Source organism: Pseudomonas sp. NFACC32-1, from assembly GCF_900101215.1.
GTDB lineage: Bacteria > Pseudomonadota > Gammaproteobacteria > Pseudomonadales > Pseudomonadaceae > Aquipseudomonas.
The window spans coordinates 194,256-212,637 of the sequence record NZ_FMUL01000009.1; the positions used below are offsets into that span (position 1 = coordinate 194,256).

Genomic DNA, 18,382 nt, shown 5'->3' on the forward strand with positions numbered 1-18,382 from the left:
AGTTGCCGATAGTGATATCGGCGTTTTTTGTGACGACGCCCTAGTCAGGCCCCGGTCGACTCCCGGGCGATGGCCAGGAAAGCCGCCGGCAGGCGTGCTTGGCGGCGTTCTCGCAGGCAATAGAGATACTCAGGAATGAGAGGCGCGTCATCCAGGGCAATCACCCGCAGCTCCTGATTGTCCGGAACCTCATGGCGGGCGATGACACTGATGCCGATATTGCGCAGCACCGCCTCGCGTATCGACTCGCGGCTGCCGATTTCCAGCAGCGGCCCCTGCGCGACTGCGGCCTTGCGCAGCATCTGCTCGGTGAGCTGGCGGGTGGTCGAGCCCACTTCGCGCATCAACAGGCAGTGCCCGGCCAGGGCCGAGGGCGGCAATCGTGTGTGCTTGGCCAGCGGATGGCTGCGGTGCACGGCCAGCACCAGAGGGTCCTCGCCCAGCAACAGACGGGTGAAGCGCGGGTCTTCCTCCAACTGCGAGGATGCGGCCACGTCAACGCGATACTCTTCCAGCGCCTCGATCACCTGGAGCGAGTTGCCTATGTCCATGGTCACCTGGATCTGCGGCATGCGCTCGCGAAAGCGCCTGACCAGATCAAGCATGTAGTAAGGCGCGGTCGCGGCGATGCGCAAGGTACCCTGCAGCTGGCCGCAGTTATGCAGGTAGAACTCGATATCGGCTTCCTGCTGCAGCAGCGCCTGGACCATGGGCAACAGGCGCGCGCCATCCTCGCTCAGGGTGAACCGTCGGCCGCCGCGGTAGAACAGCTCGACCCCATACTGTGCTTCCAGGTTGCGAATCTGGGTGGTGACGGTGGGCTGGCTGAGGCCGAGCTTTTTCGCTGCATGGGTAATGCTGCCCAGGCGGGCGACCATATGGAAGGACTTGAGCTCGGCAGAAAGCATCCGTTGACAGCTCCTTGGGCCAGGCAGGCATTTGGGTGACTTGAGGCACGAAGGCGAATGGTAGGCTGCCGACGTAGCGAAGGCCACCTGAGTTTTGCCCGCGAGATTGAAGGGTCATCCCGTCGCCATCAACCGAACCGGGCCCGATCACATGGTCGCGCCAGGCCCGGGCTGATCCGATACGATGCTTTTGGCCTCGAGAAACGCCTCCAGGCCAAAGACCCCGAACTCCCGACCTACACCGGACTGCTTGACCCCGCCGAACGGGGCAAGCAATTCCGGTGCGATTCTGTTGATCAACACTGAGCCGGCCTGCAGTCCGGCCGCCACGTGGCGTGCGCGTTCCGGTCGCCGGGAAAACACGTAGGCCTGCAAGCCGTAGAGGCTGGCATTGGCGATTTCCACCGCCTGCTCTTGCGAGTCATAGGCGATGATCGATATCACGGGGCCAAAAATCTCCTGTTGGGCGATATCCATGTCGTTGCTGACCTCGGCAAACACCGTAGGCCTGACGAAATAGCCCCTGTCCAGGCCGACCGGCCTGCCCTCCCCGCCGATGACCAGCTTCGCCCCCTGGGCCAACCCACGGCGGATGAAACCTTGCACGCGGTCATATTGCGTCTGGCTGACCAGGGGGCCGATGAGGGTGGATGGATCCTGCGGATTGCCGACGACCATCGCTTCTACCAGGTTCTTCACCCGGTCGATGATGAGCTTGGCCTGCCTGCGCGGCACCAGTAGCCGCGTGCCGGCGACACACGCCTGGCCGTTGTTCATGAACGCGGCATTCAGTGCCAGGGGAATGGCGATGTCGAGATCGGCATCATCCAGGATGATGGACGCTGACTTCCCCGAGAGCGAGAGGCTGACGCGCTTCATCGTCTCGATGCCGGCGCGAGCGATCAGTTTGCCGGTGGCGGTGGAGCCCGTGAATGAAATTTTTGCGACCTCCGGGTTCGTGCTGATTTCTTCACCGACATCGCTGCCACGTCCCAGCAGAATGTTGAAGACGCCCTCAGGCAAACCCGCACCGTGCAACGCTTGGGCAAGCACATCGGTCTGCAGCGGGCTCAGCTCACTGGGCTTGATGACCGAAGCACAGCCAGCGGCGATGGCCGATGCCAGCTTGCTGCAAATCGTCCCTGCCGTGCTGTTCCAGGGAGCGATCAACGCCGATACGCCCACCGGCTCCATCACGACGGTGGCGTCGCCGACCGTGCGACGCAGCGCATGGTTCTCCAGCACCTGCGCCGCATTGGCGAAAGACTGGGACGCGTAACGGCTGACCCATTGGGCACGGGCAAACGGCGCGCCGTATTCCTCGATGGCCGTGTCGCGAATTTCTTCCGTCTTGGCCAGCACAGCGGCCTGTAGCTGTCTGAGCATGTCGATACGCTCGGCCTTGGAGCTGCCGCGCATCGCGACCTGCGCACGGGAGGCCGCGGCGATGGCCTGCCTGGCATCATCACGATTCGCCAAGGTGACCGTACCGATGACCGCCTCGGTCGCCGGGTTGATGCATTCCACCGTTTCGTTGCCCTGGACGGGAACGAATACTCCATCAATGTAACTGTGATCGATCTCCCACATCGTGGCTTACCTGGCTGATTGCAGTGTTTGCGGGTCCGGCATGGCCTCTCGGCTGAAGGCTTGCACCTCCTGCACCAGGCCTTGGGCGGCCATCATCACCAGTTGCCGACCTTTTTCCGGGGAGGCTTGCGCCGGGTCCGACCCCATGCGGCCATCCGGATGACGGGCACGGAAATCGGCAGCCTCCCGGATCGGGCCCCAGTTGGCGATCTGTGGCGAGTAGTCCGCCGTCTTGATGGCGTGGGGATAGGCCCATTGGGTCACGGCAATTTCCGACGGTGTCGCATGGATACCGTGGCCAGACGGGAACTGCTCCCGCGCCAGGTCATTGACCCCTTCCAGGTCCCACCAGTTGCACAATTTCAAGGCGAAGCCCGCCGGGCGACGGGCGAAACTCGCCTCGGCATAAAGCTCCGAAAACGCCGCTTCGATTGACGCGATATTGCCGCCATGTCCATTGAGGAAGAATATTTTTTCGAACCCGTGGGCAGCCAGGGAGCGTGTCCAGTCGCCGATGGCGGCGATGAACGTAGAAGGCCTGAGCGAGATCGTCCCCGGAAAACCGAGATGATGCTGGGCCATGCCGATGTTGAAGGTCGGAGCCACCAGGATATCGGCTGTCTGTTGTGCCTGATGGGCGATGATTTCCGGGCACATCCAGTCCGTGCCCAACAGCCCGGTGGGACCGTGCTGCTCGTTGGAGCCGATCGGAATGACGACGGTACGGCTGCGCTGGAGGAAATGCTCGATTTCGGCCCAGGTCGATAAATGCAGAAGCATGTGCGTTCTCTCTCTTGAATGGGTTCCTTGCGGAACACGTGGGTTGACGTTCAAAGCGCCTGTTCGATTCGCCCTGTACCCAGGGTCCGGTCGCGGTGCGCCAACGGTTTGCTCGCGATGATGACGAACGCTGTACACAGAAACACGCAACCGACCGCGACGATGCCGGGGGTCATACTGGCCGTCGATGTCTTTGCCCACCCGATCACCGCGGGGCCCCAGAAGCCGCCGCACAGACCGATGGTATTGATCAGTGCGATGCCGCCCGCTGCCGCCTCGCCCTTGATCAGTTCAGAGGGCATTGCCCACAGGACCGTATAGGCCATGAACATCATGGCAACCGCCAGCGTCAGCAGGACCAGGGAGAACAGCAGGCTCCCATCGGCATAGGGGTACAGGAGCAACGACATTGCCCCGATGCCTGCCGGCACCGCGCAGTGATAGCGGCGCTCTGCGAAGCGATCGGAGCGACGCCCGATCCAGTACATGCCCGCTGCTGCGGCTACATAGGGAATGGCGACATACCAACCCAATTGCATCATGCTCTGGATACCCTGGGCCTTGAGAATTGCCGGCAGCCAGAAACTCATGGCGTAGATCGAAAAAATGATGCAGAAATAGGCGCACGCCAGAATGTAGATCCTGCGATCGCGCAACACGGCCCCGAACGAGTGGCCCCCCTCCGGCCCTGCACCCAGCTCACGCTGCAATAGCTGTTTTTCGCCTGTGCTCAGCCAGCGAGCTTCGGCAGGATGGTTGCAAAGGCAGCAATAGGCGACCACACCCAGCAGAACGCAGGGCAAGCCTTCGATCAGGAACATCCATTGCCATCCGACGAGCCCACCCACGCCTTCGAACGTGGTGATCAGCCATGCCGACAGCGGACCGCCGGCAATGCCGCCCACCGGACCGGCAATGAATACGATCGCAATGGCCCGGGCCATCCGCTTGGGGCCGTACCAGCAAGACAGGTAATAGATCATTCCCGGGGCGAAACCGGCTTCGAAGACACCCAGCAGAAATCGCATGGCGTAGAACATCGGCACATTGCGTACGAACAGCATGCAGGCCGAGGTGATGCCCCATAGCACCAGGATGCGACTGAAGGTCTTTCTGGCCCCCACCTTGGGCAACATCAGGTTGCTGGGCACCTCGAACAGCACATAGCCCAGAAAGAACACACCTGCACCGACACCATATGCAGCGTCGGATAACCCAAGGTCGTTCTGCATCTGCAATTTGGCAAAGCCGACGTTGATCCGGTCCAGATACGCGAAGACGTAGCAGACGAACAGGAGCGGCAACAGGCGCCAGTTGAGTTTGCGGTACAGGGTTGCAAGGGCCGCGGCGGAAGCCGGCGTCACGACGGTCGACATGGGGAGTCTCCAGTTTCTTGTTGCTCTGACGTGCCGAGGATGTTGCGCCGACAACGCAGACAGCAGCAAGAGCAACTATGTTCGTGTATTGTTGCCCTATGAGCAACGCACAAACTGAGGGAGAACCCATGCGCGAGATCAACCAGCAACGCTTGCGGTACTTCCATGAAGTGCTGACCCACGGATCGATACGTGGCGCGGCGGACAGCATCAACACCTCGCCGTCGGTGATCACCCGTCAGATCAAACTGCTGGAAGAAGAACTGGGCACCCGACTGTTCGAACGCCAGGCCCGCGGCGTCCAGCCCACCGAGGCTGCCGCGCACCTGCTGGAGTTCTGGCGCGGCTATCGATCACACCAGGAGAAGCTCGAAGACCAGCTCCAGGCCATCAAGGGGCTGCAATTGGGACAGGTGCGGGTCGTCATCAGCGAGGGCTATGTCGATACCCTGGTGGACCATGTGCTCGCGCCGTTCTGCAAGCAGTACCCCAAGCTCGACATCCGGTTGGACATATTGCCGGTGGACGACGTGCTGAACGAGATTGCGGAGAATCGTGCGCATATCGGCCTGGCCTACAACCCTCCTGCGCACCCGCATATCGATTACCGAGCGACGTCCCGGCAGCCCGTCATGCTGCTAGTTCGCCCGGACCATGCGCTGGCGTTGCGCGGAGCAATGGCCACCGTCGCCGACCTGCTCGAATGCCGGTTGGTGCTGACACCGACGACCTTCGGGATCGGCCATGCGTTGAAGATGCTCGAGTATGCCGAGAAGATCCAGATCCGCCCGGCGCTGGTCAGCAATTCGTTGGCCGCCCTCAAGCGCCTTGTCGCCTCCGGTGAGTTTGCCTCGCTGTTGGGCGAAGTGGCGGCCTACCGAGAGATTGCCCAGGGCAACCTCGCGGCCGTGGCCATCGACCATCCCTTGTTCCTGGGCGTGGAGGCGAAACTGTTGGTGAAGGCCGGACGCCCGCTGGCGGCACCGGCCCAGGAACTGCTCGACTGGATGCTGCGGCGTTTGCCGATGTTCGCCAGCGGCGACCCTGGCCAGCCAGGTGCTTGAACTGCAGGCTAAGCCGTCTTGCCCTCGGTTTCGTCGATGAATTTCAGGATGCTGATACCGCCACGCAGGATATCGTCGGCGATGGCCTTGCGAGCCTTTGCCGGTTTCCTGTCTCTCAGAGCGTCGATCAACACCAGGTGTTCGTCGGCGCCGATGTAGGAGTTGTGGCCGAAGGTATAGAACAGATTCAGGATCGGGCCCATGGACACCCAGAGGCTCTCGATTTGCGCGGTAAGCATGTCCATGCCCGACAGCCGGTAGAGGGTGAAGTGGAACTCGCGATTGTGATGCATCGCAGCGAGGCCGTCGTTCTGTCGATCGGCTTGTTCGAAGGCATTGTGCAGTTCCAGCAGCTTCGCCAGGTCGGCATCGGTCACATGGTGCGTCGCCAGTTCCGCAGCCAGCCCTTCCAGGGCAATGCGGATGGTACGGACCTCCAGATAGCGCGCCCGGGTCAATGCAGGCACGGTCGCAAACCGGCCGGATCGAAGCTCCAGGCCGCGCTCGCTCACCAGCCGAAGGCATGCTTCACGCACCGGCGTCACACTGGTTCCCAGTCGCTCTGCCAGATCCTGCATGACCAACCGTTCCCCCGGCTTGAAATTGCCGGCGATCAGTCCTTCGCGAATCGAATAGTACGCCCGGGCCGAAAGGTTGCCTTGTTCCAAGGGTTGAATCTGCACAGTTCACTCCTAATGATGACCGTCCCGTGCCATGACAGGACTTTCCCATACCCATACGCGATAAGCCGCCACTTATAACATATAGGCAGCCGAGTTCCGACAAGCGCCCGCACCGAAGGCAGCGGTCAGGCTGCCTCCGGTGCCTGGCGCCAGGAACGATCAGACCAGGGTCTTCAACACGTCCTCCATCACCCCGAGGGACTCATCCAGGATCTCCCGAGTATGAGCGGTGCAGAGGTATAGCCGCTTGAGCTGCATCGGCTGGAAGATAAGCCGCTTCTCGATCAAACGCTGACGAAAGGCCACATCGAGTGCGTCATCGTTGCGCAGCAGGTCCGTGTACTGGCTGTACGGTCCCTCGAAGAAATACAGCAGCCAGGCCGAGCCATAACCGGCGCTCTGTGCGGGAATCCCGAGGCGCTGGACGATGAGGTCCAGCTGGGCACGCATATAGTCGCCCAACTCGAACAGCTTCTCGTAGGTCCCGGGGCGCGCCAACTCTTCAAGAGTCGCCTGCACGGCCGCCAACGTCGAAGGTGTGCCATTGCAGGTGCCGCCCATGAACACGCCCTTGGGCCCGGTCAAACCGATCAAGTGCATCAGTTCCCGTTTACCGGCGATGAACCCTACGGGATAGCCGGATGAGGCGGCCTTGCCGAAGGTGGCCAGGTCCGGGGTCACCCCGACGATGGACTGATAGCCTCCCAATGCATGCCGGAAGCCAGTGATCACCTCATCGAAGATCAGCACGACGCCATGGGCGCTGGTCAGGCTGCGCAGGTCTTTGAGGAATGCATCCGTAGCAGCCACCGCCCCCATGTTGTGAGCGATGGGTTCGACGATGATCGCAGCCACCTCGCCCGGGTGAGCCTTGAGGTACCGCTCCACCGAGTCGGCATCGTTATAGGGCAGGATGATCGTGTATTCGGCGGCGGCGCGCAGGATTCCGTCGGACATCGGATCGAATTGACCGATGCGCTCCCGGGTCGTCTGCCCGTTCATGGCGACATAATCGTGCCAGCCGTGGTAACCGCCCTGGAACTTGATGATCCGTTTGCGTCCCGTCGCCGCGCGGGCCAGTCGCAAGGCGTGATAGGTGGCCTCCGATCCGCTGTTGCAGAATGCGATCTGCTCGGCGCAGGGAATGTACTGGACCAGTGTCTCCGCCACTTCGACTTCCAGGTCGGTGATGCCGGCCCCCATCAGGTCCATGCGCTGGGCGACTTCGAAAACCCGGTCCCGTATCGCCGGATGCCCATGGCCCAGTACATGGGCACCGAATCCACAGTGGAAGTCAGTGTGGCGTTGCCCGTCCGCGTCGAAGAGATAGGCCCCTTGCGCACGTACGAATGCGTAGGGTTGCCCGAGCCTGCGACTGGGGCTCAGGTGTCCACCGGGCAGTACCTTTTGTGCGCGTGCATACCACGCCTGGTTAGCCGACATGACGCTGCTCCTTGCCGGAGAACCGGGCCAGCGCCTGGCGGGTGACGGCTTCGATACCCGCCGCGTCCAGCCGATAGTGACGGTACAGGTGGGTGGGCGGTGCGATCAGGCTGTACTCGTCATGGATACCATGACGGACCAGGCGCACGCCGATGCCCTCATCCGCCAGCACTTCGGCCACAGCGCCTCCCAGGCCGCCGAGTACGTTGTGCTCCTCCACGGTGATGAGCAGGTTCGTTGCGGCGGCAGCCTTCAGGATGGCTTCGCGGTCGATGGGCTTGAGGGTGTGCATGTCGATGACCCCCACCGCCAGGCCGCTATCGGCAAGGGCGTTGGCCGCCTCCAGGGTCGGGTGCAGCATGCTGCCGGTGGCGATCAGGGTCACGTCGGCACCGACGCGATGGACGATGGCCTTGCCGAACTCGAAAGTGACGTTTTGCGGATAGACGTTGGGCTCCTGGCCACGCCCGATGCGGAAATAGATCGGCTGCGGATGATGAATCGATGCGCGGATGGCAGCCGCCAGCTGTGGGCCATCCGCCGGGGCGACCACCGTGAGGTCGGCGATGCTGCGCATGATCGCGATGTCCTCGGTGGCATGGTGGGAAGTGCCGTAGAACCCCAGGCTGATGCCGGTGTGATGACCGATCAGCCGGACCGGCAGCGCCGAGTACGCCACGTCCATGCGGATCTGCTCGCAGCACAGCAACGCCAGGAACGAAGCGAACGTGGCGACGTAAGGTGTGGTCCCGGTGGTGGCGATGCCCGCGGCGGCACTCACCATGTTCTGCTCGGCGATACCGAACTGGATGAACAGCTCCGGGTGCTTGTCGGCGAAACGGTTGAGGCCGTTGGAGTACTGCAGGTCGGCCGTCCCGACGGCAATCGAGTGGCCGTCGGCAACCAGGTCCAGGAGGCCTTCCGAGAGATAGTCGAGCCCGGGATTGATCGCGTTCAGCTGGCGATACTGCCAGCTGGCCGGCTTGACTGGCGCACTCATTGAACACCTCCATTGACCTTGATTTCCTCGATCGCCAGCGCTTCGTCTTCTGGCGCGAGCCAGCCCAGGTGCCATCCCGGTTCGGTCTCCATGTACCCCACCCCCTTGCCCTTGGCCGTCAGTGCGATCACGCAGACCGGGCGCTCGCGCGCGGGCTGCGCTTTCAACTCACGAAACAGCGTCGCGAGCGCCGCCACGTCATGGCCGTCCACCTCCCTGACATCCCAGCCAAAGGCACGCCATTTATCGGCCAGGGGCTCGATACCCACCACATCGTCGACCTTGCCGTCGAGCTGGTAGCCGTTGCGATCGACGATGGCAATGAGGTTGCCGGTCTTGTGGTGCGCCGCCGCCAGCGCGGCTTCCCAGACCTGCCCCTCCTGCATCTCTCCGTCACCCAGCAATACGTAGACATCGAATGCCTGCCCCCGCAGGCGCGCACCCAGGGCCATGCCCAAACCGCCCGACAAGGCATGACCGATGGACCCCGAGCTGAAATCGATGCCCGGCACCTTGCGCATATCCGGGTGATCGCCCAAGGGGCTGCCCAGTCGGGTGTAATCATCGAGCCAGGCCTTGTCGAAGAAGTCCCAGTCGGCGAGCAACGGGTATAGCCCGACAGCGGCGTGCCCCTTGCCCATCAGGAAGCGGTCGCGCTGCGGCCACTTCGGTTCGCCGCGCTTGAGGCGCATGGCGTCGTAATACAGCGCCGAAAATATTTCGGCGCAGGAAAACACCGAGGTGTAGTGGCCGACCTTGGCGATGGAAATCAGTCGCACCGTTTCGAGACGCACGAACAGCGCGCGTTCTTTCAAACGTGCGACCTGCTCGGGCGTCAACGGCATTACGGGGTCACGAACCGCAGGGTTTGCAGCGGGCATGAGGGCACTCCTGAGTGGGTTGATCGAGGCCTGACGCGGCCTTCTTCTTACAACTTATAAGTTATATTTTGTAGAATCAACCACCGATCGACGGTTTATTTTTTTCTCGTCGAGGGCTTGCGTGACGTTGAATTCAGTGCCAATCATATAAGTTATAAGTGATCAGCAGCCCTCAACGAGGTTTTTCATGATGCAGGAAACGCCCCTTCCCTTAACCGAACTGGCCCGCACAGACGTGCGTTTTCATCTGCATTCGCAGACCAATCTGCGGGCGCATCAACAACATGGCCCGCTGGTCATCGAACGTGGATCGGGGATTCATGTGACGGATGAACATGGTCGCGACTACATCGAGGGGATGTCGGGCCTCTGGTGTGCGGGGCTTGGCTTTTCCAATGCGAGGCTGGTGCAGGCCGCACAGCGCCAGATGTCGGTCTTGCCCTACTACCACACCTTCAACCATCGTGTGCCGAGCGTGGTCGCGCAGTTGGCCGAACGCATTGCCTGCCTGGTGCCGTTCGATAGGCCAAAGGTGTTTTTCGCCTGTTCGGGCTCGGAAGCCAACGACTCGATGATCAAGCTCGCCTGGGCCTATCATCGTGCTCGTGGCCATGGCGACAAGCGCAGGATCATCGCCCACCAGAAAGGTTTCCATGGTTCGACGGTAATGGGCGCCAGCCTGTCGGGGCTGCCCAACATGCACGCGGCGTTCGGCCTGCCCCTGCAAGACAGCGTCCTGCATGTGCAATGTCCGCATTTCTATCGCTACGGTGCCGAAGGAGAAAATGAAGCGCAGTTCACCGAGCGCCTGCTACGGGACCTCGAGCAACGCATCGAGGCCGTGGGCGCGGACTCCATCGCTGCCTTCATCTCCGAACCGGTGATGGGAGCCGGTGGCGTGATCGTGCCGCCGCCAGGTTACTTCGCCGGTGTGCAGGCGATCCTGAAGAAGCACGACATCCTGTTCCTTGCCGACGAGATCATCTGCGGCTTCGGCCGCACCGGCCAATGGTTCGGCCATCAGACCCTGGGTTTTGCGCCTGACATGATGGCCTGTGCCAAGAGCTTGTCATCGGGTTATCAACCGATCTCCTGCGTGGTGGTCGCCGGAGATATCTACACGGCCATCGAAGAGCAAAGCCAGCAACTGGGCGGCTTTGGCCACGGCTTTACTTATTCCGGGCACCCGGTGGCGGCCGCCGTTGCCCTTGAAACCCTGACCATCTACGAAGAAATGCGTTTGCCGCAACTCACGCGAGAACTGGGGAGCTTCCTGCACCAGCAACTCGAACCGCTGCTCGACCATCCGCTGATCGGGGAGATTCGGGGGGTGGGCCTGGTGGCCGGACTGGAACTGGTTGCGGACAAACGAACCCGCGCCTCCTTCCCCGTCGACCGCACCATCGGTGTTCAGGTCGAACGGGCCTGTCGGGCGAACGGCCTGATCGTGCGCAACATGGGGGACTCCATTGCCCTGGCCCCGCCTTTCATCATCACCGCCGAAGAGATCGTCGAGCTGGTAGCCCGCCTGAAGCGCGCGCTCGATACCGTCGCCTTGGCCAACGGGTTGTCACTGTGATGAACGCCAAGGTCTCTATCTCCCAAAGCACCCAGCCCCTGATCGAGTTCAATGGGGTCCAGAAAAGCTATGACGGCAAGACCCTGGTCATCAAGGATCTGAACCTGGGCATCAGTCGTGGCGAATTCCTGACCCTGTTGGGCGCCTCGGGCTCCGGCAAGACCACCACGCTGATGATGCTGGCCGGTTTCGAGACGCCAACCCGGGGCGAAATCCGCATGGGCGGCACGCCGATCCAGAAAAAGCCGGCGCATCAGCGTGGCATGGGCATGGTGTTCCAGAACTACGCCTTGTTTCCCCACATGAGCGTCGAGGAAAACCTCGCCTACCCGTTGAAGATGCGTGGCCTCAAGCGCGCCGATCTGCAAGCCAAGGTCAAGCGCGCCATCGACATGGTGCAATTGCATGGCATGCAACAGCGGCGCATCACCGAGCTTTCCGGTGGGCAGCAGCAACGCGTGGCCCTTGCCAGGGCGATGGTCTTCGAGCCCGAGATCATTCTGATGGACGAGCCTCTGGGAGCCCTGGACAAGAATCTTCGCGAACACATGCAGTACGAGATCAAGCAACTGCACAAGTCCCTCGGCGTCACCGTGGTCTACGTGACTCACGACCAGAGCGAAGCCCTGACGATGTCGGACCGGATCGCGGTCTTCCACCAGGGCGATATCGCCCAGATCGGCTCGCCGGCGGCGCTGTACGAACATCCGGAAAACGCCTACGTCGCCAACTTCATTGGCGAGAACAACGTGCTGGTCGGTACCGCCCGACGGCGCGACGAACAGAGTTGCGAAGTGATCCTGGAAAACGGCCTGCAGCTCACCGGGTCCGCCAAGGCGCTGAAAAACCCTCGACCGGAGCGGGTGGAACTGGTCATCCGCCCGGAGAACATTCGCCTGGGCCCTAGCGAGACCATGCCCTGGCAGGCCACGGTGACCGACACCGTCTACCTCGGCGACCACTTGCGGGTGCACCTGCGCCTGGGCAACGAACAACCCCTGGTGGTGAAAGTGGCCAATAACGCGCTCTTCAAGCAACTGCGGCCCGGTCAGGTGACCGGCTTCGACTGGAGTACCGACGACGCCCATCTATTCGAACTGAACTGATCCACCGTCGCACCCTGAACCATAAGTCTCGACAACAATAATGATCCGAGAGGCAACCATGCACACCCTTTCCGACACCGTCTAGTTCGTTACTGCCCGTTTGTGAACCTTGTATTTCCCTTACATCCTCAAACAGCAGGAGGGACACCCATGTCCTCGATATTGCGCCGCACCGCACTGACTACCATCTGCGCCGTCACCTTGTTCTCCAGCCAGGCGCTCCTGGCGAGGGACCTCACCGTCGTCGGTTTCGGTGGCGCCACCCAGGAAGCCTTCGACAAGGCTTACTTCAAGCCATACGCCGCGCAAAGCGGCAAGCCAGTCGTGCAGGACACCTACGACGGCGGCATCGCCAAGCAAAAGGCCATGGTCCAGGCCGGCAACCCGACCTGGGACGTGGTCCAGATGGATGAGAACGAGATGGCGCTGGCCTGCGAGCAAGGCCTGCTGGAGCCCCTCGACCGCAGCAGGTTGAGCAGTGCCGCGGACATCGCCCCCGACAAGTTCGCGCCTTGCGGCGTAGGCGCCATTGTCTGGTCGGAAGTCATGACCTACGACCACAGGAAATTCCCCAGCGAGGGTCCGCAGACCTGGGCCGACTTCTGGAACGTCAAGAAATGGCCTGGCAAGCGTGGCCTGCGCAAGCAGGCTCGCATGACCCTGGAAATCGCCCTCATGGCCGATGGTGTAAAGCCTGCCGATGTCTACACGGTGCTGGCGACCAAGGCCGGACAGGACCGAGCCTTCGCCAAGCTCGATGAAATCAAGCCGCATATCCAATGGTGGGAAACCGGCGCCCAGCCCCTGGAATGGTTGTCTTCGGGCAGCATCGCCGTCACGGCGGCCTACAACGGACGCATCGCCATCGCCAACCAGCAGGGCGCGCATTTTCCGCTGATCTGGAACCAGCAGCTCTACAGCATGGATTACTGGACCATCATCAAAGGCACGCCGAACCTCAAGGAAAGCTATGCCCTGCTCGACTACATGCTCAGCCCGAAAGCCCAGGGTGCCTTCGTCCAGGCCATCCCTTACGGCATCGTCAACGGCAAGGCCCAGGCGGCACTGGACAAGCAAACCCTGAACAACCTGCCCACCGCGCCGGCGAACCTGGAAAACGCCTTGCTGCTCGATACACCGTTCTGGGTCAACTACGAGGAAGACCTCATGGCTCGCTTCACCAACTGGGCGGCGAAGTAGATCCATCCCTTTGAATGGCGGCTTCGTTATCGAAGCCGCTGACATCCCATTCCGAGGTCATCGATATGTTCGCCCCTGCATTGGATTCACTCGCCAGCGCCCACCAGAGATCCAGCCGGCACAAACGGCTCGTTTCTGTCTTGCTGCTTTTGCCGCTGCTGGCCTACACCGCCGTATTCTTCGTTCTGCCCATCGGCATGATGCTCTATCGTGCCGTCAGCAATCCGGAGCTGGTCCAGGCATTCCCCCGCACCGTCCAGGCATTGGAACAGGAAATACGCCGTGACGCCTCGAGCCTGCCCAGCGACGCGGTGTTCGAAGCGATCGAGCAGGATTTCATCCACGCCGAGAACATGGGCGTCATGGGTGAAGCCGCGCGGCGCATGAACTATGAAAACAGCGGCTACCGTTTCCTCATCACGGCCACTGCCCGCCGCTACCAGTGGCCAGCCAACCAGCAACCCGTCAACGGTGAGACACCCCGGGCGCGCCTGGTGGCCATTGATCCGCGCTGGGCAACCCCCGAGCTTTGGAATGCGTTCGAGCGTGCATCACCGGCGTATACATCCTATTACCTGCTCAGCGCCCTAGACCTGGAGCGTACGGCTGACGGCATCCAGCGCGTGCCCGCGGAGAAACGGGTCTACCTGGACCTCACTTTCAAGACCCTGAAGATCGCCTTCGTTGTCTCGGTGCTGTGCCTGCTGCTGGGCTTTCCCTTCGCCGTCCTGCTGGTCAAGGCGTCGCGGCCGTTCCAGATGCTGCTGATCCTGGCGGTGATGCTGCCCTTCTGGACCTCATTGCTGGCCCGCACCACGGCCTGGATCGTGGTGCTTCAAGAGAAGGGCATCGTCAATACCCTGCTGCTCAAGCTCGGCCTGATCGACCATCCGTTGCCCATGATCTTCGATGCCCTGGGGGTCTACATCGTCATGGTGCACATCCTGCTGCCGTTCACCGTCCTGCCGTTGTACAGCGTGATGAAAGGCATCGAGGCCCATTACATGCGCGCCTCGGGGTCCCTCGGCGCGCACCCGGTTCGCGGTTTCCTGCACGTCTACTTGCCCATGACCCTGACCGGCATCGGTTCCGGCACGCTGCTGACGTTCATCGTCGCGGCAGGCTACTACGTCACCCCAACCCTGGTGGGCAGCGCACGAGAGCAGATGCTTGGCTACTTCATCGCGTTCTACACCAACACCACGGTGAACTGGGGCATGGCTTCGGCACTGGGCCTGGTGCTGATCCTCTGTGTCATGGCGATCTACCTGGTCGCTGCCCGACTGGTGGGCATCCGCCAGATCGCCGGACTCAAGTAATCGGGAAAATCCTATGAATCATTTCACCCTGTGTTTCATCAACCGCAACCTTTTGCGCCTGTTCGGGCTCCTCATGATCGTCTTCATGATCGCGCCCTTGCTGGCGGTGGTGCCCATCTCCTTCAGCAGCGGCACCTTCCTGTCCTATCCGCTGCCGGGATTGTCATTGCGCTGGTACGAGAAAGTGTTCAGCGCCGGCCCCTGGCTGCAGTCGCTGCGCAACAGCCTGCTGGTGGGCTGCGCCTCGACGGCGCTGGCGACATTGCTGGGCACCCTGGCGGCCCTGGCCTTCGCCCGACGCAACCTGCCCGGCGCCACCCATGTGTTGGCCTTGCTGATTTCGCCCATGATCATTCCACCGGTGATTTCGGGGCTGGGCATGTATTTTCTGTTCGGCCAACTGGGGCTCACAGGCACCCTGACCGGAATGATCCTGGCTCATACCGTGCTGGCGACCCCCTTCGTCCTCATCAACGTTGCCGCCAGCCTGCAAGGCCTGGACATGAGCCTGCTGAGGGCCGCGGCAATGGCCGGGGCCTCACCGGTACGGGCGTTCATCGATGTCGCCTTGCCCATCATCGCGCCTGGGGTGATATCGGGGGCGCTGTTTGCCTTCATGACGTCGTTCGACGAGATTGTCGTCGTACTGTTCATCGGCGGCCCCGGCCAGCGCACGCTGCCGCGGCAGATGTTCGACGGTATTCGTGACACCATCGATCCGTCGATTGTCGCCATGTCATCGTTCCTGCTGGTGGTGGGCCTGTTGGGCCTGCTGGCCACGACCTGGCTTTCCCTGCGTTCGAACAGGTCCCTGAACCAACCGGCAGCGTGACCCGCGACTGCCCCCATTCCCTCACCGACGCCGTCCGGTCAAGAGGCGGCAAGACCTTCAGGAGCAACACCCATGTATATCGTGACAGGCGGCACCCAGGGCATCGGCGCCGCAACCGTGGAAAAACTCGCCAGCCTCGGCCATCCGGTGGTGTTCACCGGGCGCGATCCATCTGCAGGTAGCCAATTGGCCGAGCGCTTGCCCGACTGCACCTTTGTGCCGGGCGACGTACTGAACGAAGACGATTGCCGTCACGTCGTGGCGACGGCGCTGCAATTGGGCGACGGCAAGCTGGCGGGCCTGGTGAACAATGCCGGCATGTCAGGACGCAAGACCTTTACCGACACCACGCAGCAGGAATGGGACCTGCTGTTCGCCGTCAATACTCGCTCGGTCTTCTTCTACACCAAGCACGCGCTGCCAGGCCTGATCGCAGGTCGCGGCGCCGTGGTGAACGTTTCGTCCATCGCGGGCAAGACCGGCGAGCAGGGGCTTGCCACCTACTGCGCCAGCAAGGCCGCCCTCCTCGGCCTGACCCAGGCCCTGGCGCTGGAATACGGCGGCCAGGTGCGCTTCAACGCCGTCTGCCCGGGGCAAATCGCCACGCGAATGATGGATGCCATCGTCAACGACGAAAAACGGCTCGCCGCGCTGACAGCCAGGATTCCCGAAGGCCGCCTGGCCAGCGCAGCAGAAGTTGCCCAGGCCATCTGCTGGTTGCTTTCGCCAGAATCCAGCTATGTGAACGGCACCACCCTGACAGTCGATGGCGGTGAAACCGCCGGCCTGCTCACGCCAAGGTCCTAGCGATCGGCACGCCCGTCAGGTCGATCAGACACGGGCAGGCCCGGCAAAGTGCGGCGACTGCCCGAACGATTCGATCAAGAGCTCGGTGAGTATGCGTATCTTGCGCGCGGGATGCTGGCCTGGCGGGCGCACGACATAGGCACCCGCCGGTGGCGGCGGATACCGCGTCATGATCGGTACCAGCGCCCCCGAAACCCTGTCTTCGTGGGTGAGGCAATCAGGCAGGTACGCAACCCCGAGCCCTGCGACGGCGGCCGCCACCAGTGCGGTGCCATTGTCGGCCTTGAAGCGCCCGTGGGGACGTACCGTGACGATCTGGTCGCCATCCATGAATTGCCAGGTCTCGGTGCTTTGCATGAGGGCCTCATGGTGGATGAGCTCGTCCGGCGACTCGGGTGCGCCATGGGCCTGAATGTAGGCCGGGCTGGCCACCAGCTTCGTGTAGATCGGCCCGATGCACCTTGCGATCAGGTTCGAATCCGGAAGGTAGCCAACCCGAATCGCACAATCGAAACCCTCGGCAATGAGGTCGACGAAGCGGTCGCTGTAGCAGGTCTGGATATGGAGCTGGGGATGACGCCGCGCCAGTTCCGCAAGCATCGGCGCAAAGTGGGTCGGGCCAAAGGACAGCGGCGCGGCCACCCGCAGTCGGCCACGCAGGGCGCCGGCGGGCAGGATGGTTTCCTTGGCGATCTCTATTTCGGCGCAGACCCTGGCGGCGTAGTCCCGGAATGTCGCCCCGGCTTCCGTCAGCGCTGCCCCGCGGGTAGTGCGCGCAAGCAACTGGATACCCAGTTCCGCCTCAAGCCTGGCAAGCCTGCGGCTGACGATCGACTTGGACACCCCCAGCCGCACCGCCGCAGCGGACACCCCTGCGGCATCGGCGACTTCCACGAAGGTCTGCAGCTCTTCGATATCCAAATCAGCGTTCCTCGTTCTGCAACACAGCAAGCCTCGGGATGCTACTACTGCAGCGGTCGAGGGAACAGCACAATCCTGCTTCCTGGCGATGTCGCCGCTGGCGCGTTTCCGGGAGAACCAAACCACTCACAACATCAGTAGAGGCGTCGTCACGGCGGTGGTTATCCACCTGGCCGTGTCCCGCTCCTCCTACCTGCGTGTAGTACAACTGAGAAAAGGATCCGCAAAATGACAAGCGAGATTATCCGCAACCCCCATACCGACCAGCTCTTGTCGCCTGAAAACTCGATGTTGATCATCATCGACTACCAGCCGATCCAGGTATCCTCGATCCGCTCGATGCCCCGTGACGAACTGGTCTTCAACATCACGAGCGTCGCCAAGGCGGCCGTCAACTACCACCTTCCCATCGTCCATTCGACCGTCAACGTCGCGACCGGCCGCAACAAGCCACCGATCCAGGAACTGCAGGACGTGCTTGGCCATTTGCCGACCTACGACCGCACCTCGATCAACAGCTGGGAAGACACCGAGTTCAAGCAGGCGGTCAAGGCGATGGGCCGGCGCAAGCTCATCATGACCGCGCTCTGGACCGAAGCCTGTCTCACGTTCCCGGTGCTGGACGCCCTCCAGGAGGGTTACGAGGTCTATGTACCGGTGGATGCGGTCGGCGGTACATCGCCCGCCGCCCATGAGGCGGCTCTGCGCCGCATCGAACAGGCAGGTGCGAAACTCATCAGCCGGGTGCAGATGTACTGCGAGCTCCAGCGCGACTGGGCACGTGAATCAACCCTACCGGGCTTCATGGGGGTATTCGAAAACGCGGATGGCTTCAACGCTGAAAAAGCGCGCTAGGAAACGACGCGAGACGCTCCAGGCTGTTGAAACGTGAA

Annotated in this window: 17 protein-coding genes; 8 read left to right on the forward strand and 9 right to left on the reverse strand. The window is 62.1% G+C overall.

What is annotated here, in order from left to right; all coding sequences use genetic code 11:
- Positions 1-44: 44 nt before the first annotated feature.
- The 4 genes from BLP99_RS16040 to BLP99_RS16055 all read right to left on the reverse strand — a co-directional run bounded on the left by BLP99_RS16040 (position 45) and on the right by BLP99_RS16055 (position 4,654).
- Complete coding sequence (locus BLP99_RS16040) at positions 45-908, reverse strand: LysR family transcriptional regulator (protein ID WP_092180910.1); 864 nt, start codon at positions 906-908, stop codon at positions 45-47.
- A 147-nt stretch (positions 909-1,055) separates the two neighbouring features.
- Positions 1,056-2,498, reverse strand: coding sequence for an aldehyde dehydrogenase family protein (locus BLP99_RS16045; RefSeq protein WP_092180913.1), 1,443 nt, complete (start codon positions 2,496-2,498; stop codon positions 1,056-1,058).
- 6 nt (positions 2,499-2,504) lie between these two features.
- Positions 2,505-3,278, reverse strand: a complete 774-nt coding sequence (locus tag BLP99_RS16050; RefSeq protein WP_072391769.1) for a creatininase family protein — start codon at positions 3,276-3,278, stop codon at positions 2,505-2,507.
- A 50-nt stretch (positions 3,279-3,328) separates the two neighbouring features.
- Positions 3,329-4,654, reverse strand: a complete 1,326-nt coding sequence (locus BLP99_RS16055; protein ID WP_072391766.1) for an MFS transporter — start codon at positions 4,652-4,654, stop codon at positions 3,329-3,331.
- A 128-nt stretch (positions 4,655-4,782) separates the two neighbouring features.
- Here BLP99_RS16055 and BLP99_RS16060 point away from each other — a divergent pair, with 128 nt between their 5' ends.
- A complete protein-coding gene (locus BLP99_RS16060; RefSeq protein ID WP_072391763.1) occupies positions 4,783-5,718 on the forward strand; it encodes a LysR family transcriptional regulator in 936 nt (311 codons plus the stop codon).
- A gap of 8 nt (positions 5,719-5,726) precedes the next feature.
- On the opposite strand, the gene BLP99_RS16065 is transcribed toward BLP99_RS16060, so the two are convergent.
- The 4 genes from BLP99_RS16065 to BLP99_RS16080 form a co-directional block, all read right to left on the reverse strand.
- Positions 5,727-6,401 (reverse strand): GntR family transcriptional regulator, encoded by a 675-nt coding sequence (locus BLP99_RS16065; RefSeq protein WP_072391760.1) that lies wholly within the window; start codon positions 6,399-6,401, stop codon positions 5,727-5,729.
- 159 nt (positions 6,402-6,560) lie between these two features.
- Positions 6,561-7,844: an aspartate aminotransferase family protein gene (locus BLP99_RS16070; protein WP_072391757.1), complete on the reverse strand. Its 1,284-nt coding sequence runs from the start codon at positions 7,842-7,844 to the stop codon at positions 6,561-6,563.
- Positions 7,834-8,844 carry a transketolase family protein gene (locus tag BLP99_RS16075; protein WP_072391754.1) on the reverse strand — a complete coding sequence of 337 codons (1,011 nt, stop codon included), beginning with the start codon at positions 8,842-8,844 and terminating at the stop codon, positions 7,834-7,836. The genes BLP99_RS16070 and BLP99_RS16075 overlap by 11 nt, the downstream gene beginning before the upstream one ends.
- Entirely contained in the window at positions 8,841-9,725 is an 885-nt protein-coding gene (locus BLP99_RS16080; protein WP_072391751.1) for a transketolase, read from the reverse strand. The genes BLP99_RS16075 and BLP99_RS16080 overlap by 4 nt, the downstream gene beginning before the upstream one ends.
- Positions 9,726-9,912: 187 nt before the next feature.
- On the opposite strand from BLP99_RS16080, the gene BLP99_RS16085 reads away from it, so the two are divergent.
- The 6 genes from BLP99_RS16085 to BLP99_RS16110 all read left to right on the forward strand — a co-directional run bounded on the left by BLP99_RS16085 (position 9,913) and on the right by BLP99_RS16110 (position 16,568).
- The gene (locus BLP99_RS16085; RefSeq protein ID WP_072431265.1) at positions 9,913-11,304 is read left to right on the forward strand and encodes an aminotransferase; all 1,392 of its coding nucleotides are present in this window, start codon (positions 9,913-9,915) and stop codon (positions 11,302-11,304) included.
- A complete protein-coding gene (locus BLP99_RS16090) occupies positions 11,304-12,410 on the forward strand; it encodes an ABC transporter ATP-binding protein (RefSeq protein ID WP_072391745.1) in 1,107 nt (368 codons plus the stop codon). Before BLP99_RS16085 ends, BLP99_RS16090 begins: the two co-directional genes overlap by 1 nt.
- Positions 12,411-12,560: 150 nt before the next feature.
- Positions 12,561-13,610, forward strand: coding sequence for an ABC transporter substrate-binding protein (locus BLP99_RS16095; protein WP_072391742.1), 1,050 nt, complete (start codon positions 12,561-12,563; stop codon positions 13,608-13,610).
- Positions 13,611-13,750: 140 nt separating this feature from the next.
- Positions 13,751-14,929, forward strand: a complete 1,179-nt coding sequence (locus BLP99_RS16100; protein WP_256327868.1) for an ABC transporter permease — start codon at positions 13,751-13,753, stop codon at positions 14,927-14,929.
- 13 nt (positions 14,930-14,942) lie between these two features.
- The gene (locus tag BLP99_RS16105) at positions 14,943-15,761 is read left to right on the forward strand and encodes an ABC transporter permease (RefSeq protein WP_092180916.1); all 819 of its coding nucleotides are present in this window, start codon (positions 14,943-14,945) and stop codon (positions 15,759-15,761) included.
- A gap of 72 nt (positions 15,762-15,833) precedes the next feature.
- Positions 15,834-16,568: an SDR family NAD(P)-dependent oxidoreductase gene (locus BLP99_RS16110; RefSeq protein WP_072391736.1), complete on the forward strand. Its 735-nt coding sequence runs from the start codon at positions 15,834-15,836 to the stop codon at positions 16,566-16,568.
- Between the two features lie 24 nt (positions 16,569-16,592).
- Here the strand turns inward: BLP99_RS16110 and BLP99_RS16115 are convergent, their stop codons facing one another.
- A complete protein-coding gene (locus BLP99_RS16115; RefSeq protein WP_072391733.1) occupies positions 16,593-17,489 on the reverse strand; it encodes a LysR substrate-binding domain-containing protein in 897 nt (298 codons plus the stop codon).
- A gap of 228 nt (positions 17,490-17,717) precedes the next feature.
- On the opposite strand from BLP99_RS16115, the gene BLP99_RS16120 reads away from it, so the two are divergent.
- Positions 17,718-18,344, forward strand: a complete 627-nt coding sequence (locus tag BLP99_RS16120) for a hydrolase (protein ID WP_072391730.1) — start codon at positions 17,718-17,720, stop codon at positions 18,342-18,344.
- Positions 18,345-18,382 lie beyond the last annotated feature (38 nt).

What these genes read in the sequence shown, in the direction of transcription:
- BLP99_RS16040 (WP_092180910.1), bottom strand. Translation starts at nt 908, where the DNA reads ATGCTTTCTGCCGAGCTCAAGTCCTTCCATATGGTCGCCCGCCTGGGC.
- BLP99_RS16045 (WP_092180913.1), bottom strand. Translation starts at nt 2,498, where the DNA reads ATGTGGGAGATCGATCACAGTTACATTGATGGAGTATTCGTTCCCGTC.
- BLP99_RS16050 (WP_072391769.1), bottom strand. Translation starts at nt 3,278, where the DNA reads ATGCTTCTGCATTTATCGACCTGGGCCGAAATCGAGCATTTCCTCCAG.
- BLP99_RS16055 (WP_072391766.1), bottom strand. Translation starts at nt 4,654, where the DNA reads ATGTCGACCGTCGTGACGCCGGCTTCCGCCGCGGCCCTTGCAACCCTG.
- BLP99_RS16060 (WP_072391763.1), top strand. Translation starts at nt 4,783, where the DNA reads ATGCGCGAGATCAACCAGCAACGCTTGCGGTACTTCCATGAAGTGCTG.
- BLP99_RS16070 (WP_072391757.1), bottom strand. Translation starts at nt 7,844, where the DNA reads ATGTCGGCTAACCAGGCGTGGTATGCACGCGCACAAAAGGTACTGCCC.
- BLP99_RS16075 (WP_072391754.1), bottom strand. Translation starts at nt 8,844, where the DNA reads ATGAGTGCGCCAGTCAAGCCGGCCAGCTGGCAGTATCGCCAGCTGAAC.
- BLP99_RS16080 (WP_072391751.1), bottom strand. Translation starts at nt 9,725, where the DNA reads ATGCCCGCTGCAAACCCTGCGGTTCGTGACCCCGTAATGCCGTTGACG.
- BLP99_RS16085 (WP_072431265.1), top strand. Translation starts at nt 9,913, where the DNA reads ATGATGCAGGAAACGCCCCTTCCCTTAACCGAACTGGCCCGCACAGAC.
- BLP99_RS16090 (WP_072391745.1), top strand. Translation starts at nt 11,304, where the DNA reads ATGAACGCCAAGGTCTCTATCTCCCAAAGCACCCAGCCCCTGATCGAG.
- BLP99_RS16095 (WP_072391742.1), top strand. Translation starts at nt 12,561, where the DNA reads ATGTCCTCGATATTGCGCCGCACCGCACTGACTACCATCTGCGCCGTC.
- BLP99_RS16105 (WP_092180916.1), top strand. Translation starts at nt 14,943, where the DNA reads ATGAATCATTTCACCCTGTGTTTCATCAACCGCAACCTTTTGCGCCTG.
- BLP99_RS16110 (WP_072391736.1), top strand. Translation starts at nt 15,834, where the DNA reads ATGTATATCGTGACAGGCGGCACCCAGGGCATCGGCGCCGCAACCGTG.
- BLP99_RS16120 (WP_072391730.1), top strand. Translation starts at nt 17,718, where the DNA reads ATGACAAGCGAGATTATCCGCAACCCCCATACCGACCAGCTCTTGTCG.